Source organism: Pseudomonas sp. LAIL14HWK12:I10 (assembly GCF_900184205.1).
In the GTDB taxonomy this organism is placed as follows: Bacteria; Pseudomonadota; Gammaproteobacteria; order Pseudomonadales; family Pseudomonadaceae; genus Aquipseudomonas; species Aquipseudomonas kermanshahensis.
The window spans coordinates 108,686-114,717 of the sequence record NZ_FXWU01000013.1 but is presented as its reverse complement, the minus strand read 5'-3'; the positions used below and the strand labels follow the sequence as shown (position 1 = coordinate 114,717).

Sequence of the window (6,032 nt, the reverse complement as noted above, 5' to 3'; positions counted from 1 at the left end):
GAAACGCTGTCGCCATCGTGACACCACATCCTTACTGGTACCCAAGCGCTGAGCGATGTCATTTCCTGACTCGCCTGCGGCACAGGCGAGGATTATCTCCGCGCGCAATCGAGCGTCCTGAGCGCCTTTACGGAGCTTGATGCGGCGTAGCAGCTCTGACTTTTCAGTTTCGGAAAGGATAATGACGGTTGCTGGTCGACCCATGTCGATGCCCTTGGATAGTGAGCTTCTACAGAGCCTAGCTCAGATTTTCAGCGGTACTTCTGAAACACCAGACTAGCAACAGGTTGATCTGACATGCTCAGCACGCATTTCCAAGTGCCTATCGATCAGGCATTACCTGACCCTGCATAAGCCTACTCAACCCAGGAGAACGCTTATGCTGACTCACCGACAACGCTCGTTCATCGCCACCGTCGAGGCCGTGAACGGTAGCTTCAATTTCCTTGATGAACTGCTGGGCAGACCAGCCGAGATCGGCGGCACTTCTACCTCCTCCCCGCAAAAACCAACGATGGCTGGCATTGCCCACGCGGGATGGGCCGGCCGCTTTTTCCGCCACACCGTGATAACCACCCGTGGAAACCGAGGAAGCCGGGAACCTATCTATGTGCAGAATCCCACGCCAGTTGTAAAACCGGTTGAACCCAGCAAGCGCGATGAATCGAATTACCTTGGCTATGTTGCTGAGGCAGTCGATGTCGCGCCGCTGCACCTTTACTTTCGCAGCGTGGAAAAGGGCTACCGGTTGTTCGTTCGGTCTTCGGTTCGCTACGCACGCGCACTTTACATCCATAAGGAAAATTGCGTATGCGCCTTACCCTCCCCCTTCGATAACACCTACCCAACGCTCTTCGAGTTGCTGGATTGCGACAACATACCCATCACTTTCGCCAGCCTTGAAGACCAGGCAATTGTGCGTCTGGCCCCAGCAGGCCGGCAAACGCCCTTGATGTTGCGCACGTTCAAAGGTGTGCCTTACACCTATGTTTGCACACAAGGCCAGTTTCCTCTTGAGTTGCGCCTGAATATTCTGGAAAGAAACGCCGCGTACCTGAACGACCCTGATGAAGTTTGATCTCCAGGCGTAAAGCCCTGACACGGCTATGCCAATGTCAGGGCCCCTACAGCCGCTTCAACTGCAAACCATCAGCGCCTGGCCAACATCCTCAAGCAGGTCCTCCACATCCTCAAGCCCCACCGACAAACGCACCAACCCCTCCGATATCCCGTGATGCGCCCGCTCCTTCGGCGTATAGCTGGAATGGGTCATGCTCGCCGGATGCTGCGCCAGCGACTCGGCATCGCCCAGACTCACCGCCCGCGCGAACAGCTGCAGGGCATTCATAAAGCGCCGCCCGGCTTCGATGCCACCCTTGAGCTCAAAGGCGATCATGCCACCCGGCAGGCGCATCTGCCGCTGAGCGAGTTCGTACTGGGCAAACGAGGGCAGCCCTGGGTAGTGGATAAACTCGACCTGCGGCTGGCGCGCGATAAACTCCGCCACCTGCTGCGCGTTGGCGCAATGGCGGTCCATGCGCAGGGCCAGGGTCTTGATACCGCGCATCAACAGCGAAGCATCATGGGGCGACAGCACCGCGCCCGTCATGTCTTTGAGGCCTTCCAGGCGTATCCGGTCGATCAGCGCCTTGCGCCCCACCACCAGCCCTGCGGTGAGATCACCATGGCCGCTCAAGTACTTGGTGGCCGAATGCACCACCAGGTCGGCTCCCATTTCCAGGGGCCGCTGCAAATAAGGCGTGCAGTAGGTGTTGTCGACCACGATATGCAAATCATGCCCACGCGCGGCATCGGCCACCGCCGCGATATCGACCAGTTGCATGTTGGGGTTGGCGGGTGTTTCGAAGTAGATCATCCGTGTTTTGCTGGTGATCGCCGCCTTGAGTGCCTTAGTGTCGTTAAGGTCGACGTGACGGATTTTCACCCCGAACTCGCCAATGCCATGGTGCAGGAAGGCGAAGGTGCAGCCATACAACGTGCGCCCGACAATCAGTTCATCACCCGGCCGTAGCAGGGTCCAGATCGTCGAGGTGATGGCCCCCATCCCCGAAGCCAGCGCCAGCCCGGCCTCGCCCCCTTCCAACGACGCCATGCGCTGTTCCAGCAAGGCCAGCGTCGGGTTGGAAATGCGGCTGTAGAAGTGCCCCGCCTCCTCCCCTGCAAAGCAGGCAGCGCCATATTCAACGGTGGGGAAGGCATAGGTCGCTGTTTGATACACCGGCGGCACAAGGGCGCCCCCGTGGGAAAGCGGGTCATAACCATGGTGGATGGCCCGTGTGGAAAAACCGGTGTTGTTATGGGAGTCGCGCATGGCAACAGCCTCTGGTGGTTTGTTATAAGCTTATGCCACCGAGCTGCCTGAGTTTTTCCAAAATAGCCCACGCAATCGAGCACTTTTTGGAACAAAAACAACAATTATTCGATCAGGAGGGCAAATCATGCCTTCGAGCCTAGACCGCACCGACCGCGCCCTGCTCGCTGCCCTGCAGGACAACGCCCGCCTTACCGTCTCCGAACTTGCCGACCAGGTAGCGCTGACCACCTCGCCTTGCTGGCGGCGGGTCAAATTGCTGGAAGATAACGGTTATATCACCGGCTACCAGGCCATTCTTTCCCCTAAGTCATTGGGGTTTGGCGTCACCGCTTTTGTCAGCATCATGATGGATTCGCATACCAAAGACATGGCCTTGGCCTTTGAGAAGCGGTTGATGGAAATACCCGAAATCGTTGCCTGCCATAATATTTCCGGGCGCTATGACTTCTTGCTGGAAATACTGGCGCGGGACCTTGAATCGTTTGGGGAATTCACCCGGGAAGTACTGCAGCGGTTGCCAGGAGTTAAAGAAATTTATTCGAGTTTTTCGTACAAGGCAGTGAAAGAGAGGCGCGTGATTCCTGTGTCGGAAAAGCATATCTGAGTCAGCGCTACCCGTTGCAAATGCACGCTAAACAGGTGCCACAAAAAACCCCGCCGAAGCGGGGTTTTTCATGCAGCCTCAGCGCTTAGATCGCGCCACGCTGACGCAGCACATCCAGCACTTGCTTCACGCCTTCGTCGACACTGGTGTTCTGGGTATCGATCACCAGGTCAGCGTCCAGCGGCACATCGAACGGGAAGCTTTCACCCGGGATGTTGTCGCCACCGGCAGCATACAGGCCCTGCGGGTCGCGCTCGCGGCAGGCGATTGGCGAGGCCTGGACATAAACGGTCACCAGGCGCTCCTTGCCGATCAGCGCCTTGGCCTGTTCGCGGCCTTCGGCATCCGGGGCGACGAAGGCGGCCAGGGTCAGCATGCCGGCTTCGTTGAACTGGCGCGCCACATGGGCGGCGCGGCGCCAGTTCTCGGTGCGGCCGGCGCGGTCCTGTGGCAGGCCCTTGTTCAGGTCGTGGCGCAGGTTCTGGCCATCGAGCACGTACACTGCACGGCCCATGTCGAACAGCTTGCGCTCCACGGCGTAGGCCAAGGTGCTCTTGCCAGCGCCGGACAGGCCGCTGAACAGCACGGTGGCCGGCTGCTGGCCGAAGCGCAGGGCACGCTCTTCGGTGGACACGTGAGCCTGCTTGCCATGCTGGCCGGTGCTGCCGTGCGGCAGCACTGGCTGCGCGATGATCATGCCGGCGCCAACGGTGCCATTGGTCAGGCGGTCGATGACGATGAACGCACCGGTGGTGCGGTTGCTGTCATAGCCGTCCAGTGCGATGGCGCTGTCCAGGGACACCTTGACGCGACCGATCTCGTTCAGCTGCAGCGCGCTGGCCGCATCCTTTTCGAGGGTGTTCACATCGACCTTGTGGGTGATGCTGGCGATCGAGCCCGGCACATAGCTGGTGGCGCGCTTGATGTCGTATTTCTTGCCGGGGAGCATGGGCTCTTCGGCCATCCACACCAGCATCGCGTCGAACTGGTCGGTCACCGGCGGGACGTTGTCGGCATGCACCAGCAGGTCGCCACGGGAGATGTCGATCTCGTCTTCCATGGTCAGGGTCACGGCCTGGCCTGGGCCGGCGTTTTCCAGCTCACCTTCGTAGGTGACGATGGACTTGACCCGGCTGCTCTTGCCCGACGGCAGCACGACGATTTCGTCGCCCTTGTGCACCACACCACTGGCGAGGGTGCCGGCAAAGCCGCGGAAGTTCAGGTTCGGACGGTTGACGTACTGCACCGGGAAGCGCAGGTCGGTGAAGTTGCGGTCGGCCGCGACTTCCACGGTCTCGAGGATTTCCATCAGCGCAGGGCCGGTGTACCACGGCGAACGCTCGCTGCGGTTGACCACGTTGTCGCCCTTGAGCGCCGACATCGGCACGAAGTGCAGGCTGCTCGGCGTCAGGTTGATGGCATCGGCGAACTTCAGGTAGTCGGCCTTGATGTCTTCGAACACGCCTTCGTCGAACCCTTTGAGGTCCATCTTGTTGACGGCGACGACGATGTGCTTGATGCCCAGCAACGAGGCGATGTAGCTGTGACGACGGGTCTGGGTCTGCACGCCGTAGCGGGCATCGACCAGGATGATCGCCAGGTCACAGGTGGATGCACCGGTGGCCATGTTACGGGTGTACTGCTCGTGGCCCGGGGTGTCGGCAATGATGAACTTGCGCTTGGCGGTGGAGAAGTAGCGGTAGGCGACATCGATGGTGATGCCCTGCTCGCGCTCGGCCTGCAGGCCGTCGACCAGCAGCGCCAGGTCGACTTCTTCGCCGGTGGTACCGGACTTCTTCGAATCACGGGTGATGGCTTCGAGGTGGTCCTCGTAGATCATCTTCGAGTCGTGCAGCAGGCGCCCGATCAGGGTGCTCTTGCCGTCGTCGACGTTGCCGCAGGTCAGGAAACGCAGCAGTTCCTTGCGCTCGTGCTGGGCCAGGTAGGCGAGGATGTCCTCGCTGATCAGATCAGATTGGTGCGACATGGAGTAACCCTGAAATTAGAAGTAGCCTTGGCGTTTCTTGTCTTCCATGGAGCCGGCGCCATCGTGGTCGATGACACGGCCCTGGCGTTCGGACGTACGGGTCAGGAGCATTTCCTGAATGATGTCCGTCAGGGTCTCGGCTTCGGACTCGACAGCACCCGTCAACGGGTAGCAACCGAGGGTACGGAAACGCACCTTCTTCTTGACGATGCGGGCCTTTTCTTCCTCGGAGAGGTGCTCGAGGATGCGCTCGTCGTCGATCATGATCAGGGTGCCGTTCTTCTCGATGACTTCACGCTCGGCGGCGAAGTACAGCGGCACGATCGGGATGCCTTCGAGGTAGATGTACTGCCAGATGTCCAGCTCGGTCCAGTTCGACAGCGGGAAGACGCGGATCGACTCGCCCTTGTTGACCTTGCCGTTGTACACGTTCCACAGCTCGGGGCGCTGGTTCTTCGGGTCCCAACGGTGCTTGCTGTCGCGGAACGAGTAGACGCGTTCCTTGGCGCGCGACTTCTCTTCGTCGCGGCGGGCACCACCGAAGGCGGCGTCGAAACCATGCTTGTCCAGCGCCTGCTTGAGGCCCTGGGTCTTCATGATGTCGGTGTGCTTGGAGCTGCCATGGGTGAAGGGGTTGATGCCCTGCGCCACACCCTCAGGGTTGACGTGGGTGATCAGCTCCAGGCCCATTTCCTCGACCATCTTGTCGCGGAAGCTGTACATCTCCTGGAATTTCCACTGGGTGTCGACGTGCATCACCGGGAACGGCAGCTTGCCCGGGAAGAAGGCCTTGCGCGCCAGGTGCAGCATCACGGCGGAATCCTTGCCGATCGAGTACAGCATCACCGGGTTGTCGAACTCGGCGGCCACCTCGCGGATGATGTGGATGCTCTCCGCCTCCAGCTGTTTCAAGTGCGTCAGTTTGTCGACCATGGCTACTCACGAAAAACGATCTTATGGACGGCCTGCGGGCCGTGTTCGAGCGAGCCACTTTATCACAGCGGCTGATTCTATTTAGGAGGCGGGCTAGATCGAAACAATCTAACGATATGACTGGGGGTTTGGGCTCTGGCTACCCACCACCGGTCGTTGTAGGGGCAGCCTTG

Annotated in this window: 6 protein-coding genes; 2 read left to right on the top strand and 4 right to left on the bottom strand. The window is 59.8% G+C overall.

All coding sequences use genetic code 11. The features are described from left to right. A partial coding sequence (locus tag QOS90_RS23930) for a helix-turn-helix domain-containing protein (RefSeq protein WP_143503703.1) occupies window positions 1-204 on the bottom strand: 204 nt, incomplete at its 3' end. A gap of 175 nt (window positions 205-379) precedes the next feature. Between QOS90_RS23930 and QOS90_RS23925 the strand changes: the two genes are divergently transcribed. Further along, window positions 380-1,078: a hypothetical protein gene (locus QOS90_RS23925; protein WP_085273978.1), complete on the top strand. Its 699-nt coding sequence runs from the start codon at window positions 380-382 to the stop codon at window positions 1,076-1,078. A 57-nt stretch (window positions 1,079-1,135) separates the two neighbouring features. Here the strand turns inward: QOS90_RS23925 and QOS90_RS23920 are convergent, their stop codons facing one another. Continuing rightward, window positions 1,136-2,332: a methionine gamma-lyase gene (locus tag QOS90_RS23920; RefSeq protein ID WP_085273977.1), complete on the bottom strand. Its 1,197-nt coding sequence runs from the start codon at window positions 2,330-2,332 to the stop codon at window positions 1,136-1,138. A gap of 127 nt (window positions 2,333-2,459) precedes the next feature. Between QOS90_RS23920 and QOS90_RS23915 the strand changes: the two genes are divergently transcribed. Further along, window positions 2,460-2,939, top strand: a complete 480-nt coding sequence (locus tag QOS90_RS23915; RefSeq protein WP_027595326.1) for an Lrp/AsnC family transcriptional regulator — start codon at window positions 2,460-2,462, stop codon at window positions 2,937-2,939. 85 nt (window positions 2,940-3,024) lie between these two features. Here QOS90_RS23915 and cysN read toward each other — a convergent pair whose 3' ends face one another. Both cysN and cysD read right to left on the bottom strand, forming a co-directional pair. Next, window positions 3,025-4,926 carry a sulfate adenylyltransferase subunit CysN gene (gene cysN / locus QOS90_RS23910; protein ID WP_085273976.1) on the bottom strand — a complete coding sequence of 634 codons (1,902 nt, stop codon included), beginning with the start codon at window positions 4,924-4,926 and terminating at the stop codon, window positions 3,025-3,027. 15 nt (window positions 4,927-4,941) lie between these two features. Continuing rightward, window positions 4,942-5,859: a sulfate adenylyltransferase subunit CysD gene (gene cysD / locus QOS90_RS23905; RefSeq protein ID WP_003251799.1), complete on the bottom strand. Its 918-nt coding sequence runs from the start codon at window positions 5,857-5,859 to the stop codon at window positions 4,942-4,944. Window positions 5,860-6,032 lie beyond the last annotated feature (173 nt).